The organism is Nostoc sp. CMAA1605, from assembly GCF_021596505.1.
Lineage (GTDB): Bacteria > Cyanobacteriota > Cyanobacteriia > Cyanobacteriales > Nostocaceae > Trichormus.
On record NZ_PJIZ01000080.1, the window covers coordinates 1 to 2500 of the forward strand.

2 rRNA genes (1 of these 2 cut by a window edge) are annotated in these 2500 nt (G+C 49.7%); both read left to right on the forward strand.

The annotated features are described in order from the left end of the window. The first annotated feature begins 223 nt into the window (after positions 1-223). Positions 224-1715 (forward strand): 16S ribosomal RNA (locus CV014_RS22355). Between the two features lie 317 nt (positions 1716-2032). Continuing rightward, positions 2033-2500 (forward strand): 23S ribosomal RNA (locus tag CV014_RS22360) (it continues 2353 nt past the right edge of the window). Together the 16S and 23S rRNA genes form the textbook arrangement of a ribosomal RNA operon.

Sequence of the window (2500 nt, forward strand, 5' to 3'; positions counted from 1 at the left end):
TTTTCGGCAAACCCCTTGACAGGGATAAAAAAGTTAGATAACCTAGATAAAGTGATGAGTCGAGAACGACCGCACAACTGAACCGAGAAAAAAGAATACTTTGAAAGCGAAGCACAAACCAATCCTCGTCAAACAAATTGGTTTTGGGACTTCCCAAAGACTTTAAAGATTATAGCAAGGAAAACTGAAAGATTGACTTTCAGTGATAAACTCCGGAAATAACAAAACGGAGAGTTTGATCCTGGCTCAGGATGAACGCTGGCGGTATGCTTAACACATGCAAGTCGAACGGAATCTTAGGATTCAGTGGCGGACGGGTGAGTAACGCGTGAGAATCTAGCTCTAGGTCGGGGACAACCACTGGAAACGGTGGCTAATACCGGATGTGCCGGAAGGTAAAAGGCTTGCTGCCTAGAGATGAGCTCGCGTCTGATTAGCTAGTTGGTGTGGTAAGAGCGCACCAAGGCGACGATCAGTAGCTGGTCTGAGAGGATGATCAGCCACACTGGGACTGAGACACGGCCCAGACTCCTACGGGAGGCAGCAGTGGGGAATTTTCCGCAATGGGCGAAAGCCTGACGGAGCAATACCGCGTGAGGGAGGAAGGCTCTTGGGTTGTAAACCTCTTTTCTCAAGGAATAAGATATGAAGGTACTTGAGGAATAAGCATCGGCTAACTCCGTGCCAGCAGCCGCGGTAATACGGAGGATGCAAGCGTTATCCGGAATGATTGGGCGTAAAGGGTCCGCAGGTGGCATTGAAAGTCTGCTGTTAAAGAGTGAGGCTCAACCTCATAAAAGCAGTGGAAACTACAAAGCTAGAGTGCGTTCGGGGTAGCAGGAATTCCTGGTGTAGCGGTGAAATGCGTAGAGATCAGGAAGAACACCGGTGGCGGAAAGCGTGCTACTAGGCCGTAACTGACACTGAGGGACGAAAGCTAGGGGAGCGAATGGATTAGATACCCCAGTAGTCCTAGCCGTAAACGATGGATACTAGGCGTGGCTTGTATCGACCCGAGCCGTGCCGGAGCTAACGCGTTAAGTATCCCGCCTGGGGGAGTACGCACGCAAGTGTGAAACTCAAAGGAATTGACGGGGGCCCGCACAAGCGGTGGAGTATGTGGTTTAATTCGATGCAACGCGAAGAACCTTACCAAGACTTGACATGTCGCGAACCTTTCTGAAAGGAGAGGGTGGCCTTAGGGAGCGCGAACACAGGTGGTGCATGGCTGTCGTCAGCTCGTGTCGTGAGATGTTGGGTTAAGTCCCGCAACGAGCGCAACCCTCGTTTTTAGTTGCCAGCATTAAGTTGGGCACTCTAGAGAGACTGCCGGTGACAAACCGGAGGAAGGTGGGGATGACGTCAAGTCAGCATGCCCCTTACGTCTTGGGCTACACACGTACTACAATGCTACGGACAAAGGGCAGCTACCACAGCGATGTGATGCAAATCCAAGAAACCGTAGCTCAGTTCAGATCGAAGGCTGCAACTCGCCTTCGTGAAGGAGGAATCGCTAGTAATTGCAGGTCAGCATACTGCAGTGAATTCGTTCCCGGGCCTTGTACACACCGCCCGTCACACCATGGAAGCTGGTCACGCCCGAAAGTCATTACCTCAACCTTTCGAGGAGGGGGATGCCTAAGGTAGGACTGGTGACTGGGGTGAAGTCGTAACAAGGTAGCCGTACCGGAAGGTGTGGCTGGATCACCTCCTTTTAGGGAGACCTACCCAAATCAGAGATCGAAAGCCGAGAGCTGGAAGTGAAAAGCCAAAAGCCAAAAGCTAAAAGCCAAAAGCAAATAGAGACTGAGATGGTCTACTCTAGGTCGGTCGAGATTGGTGAAAGCTTTCAAAGTATTACTATTCCGGTTTAATCAATTTAAACAGAGAAAGAATCAGCAACTAACGGGAGTTAGACTGCTGAGGAAACTCAGCCAGAACCTTGAAAACTGCATAGAAACGCGAAAAGAGCAGGCAGACACAAGTATTGAAAAGATATGAAGTGTTTGCAGGATGGAAACCAATGTGAAGTGGTCAAGCGAATAAGAGCTAATGGTGGATACCTAGGCACACAGAGGCGAAGAAGGACGTGGTTACCGACGAAATACTCCGGGGAGTTGGAAGCAAACTATGAGCCGGAGGTGTCCGAATGGGGCAACCCTGAATACTACCTGTTGAATATATAGACAGGAAGAGCCAACCCAGCGAACTGAAACATCTTAGTAGCTGGAGGAAAAGAAATCAAAAGAGATTCCCTAAGTAGTGGTGAGCGAAAGGGGAAGAGCCTAAACCAGTCGGTTTACTGACTGGGGTAGTGGGACAGCAAAAACGAATCGCGAAGGTTAGACGAAGCATTGAAAAGATGCACCAGAGAAAGTGAGAGTCTTGTAGTCGAAAACTGAAGGATAGGAGCTGAATCCCGAGTAGCATGGGGCACGAGGAATCCCATGTGAATCAGCGAGGACCATCTCGTAAGGCTAAATACTACTGTGTGACCGAT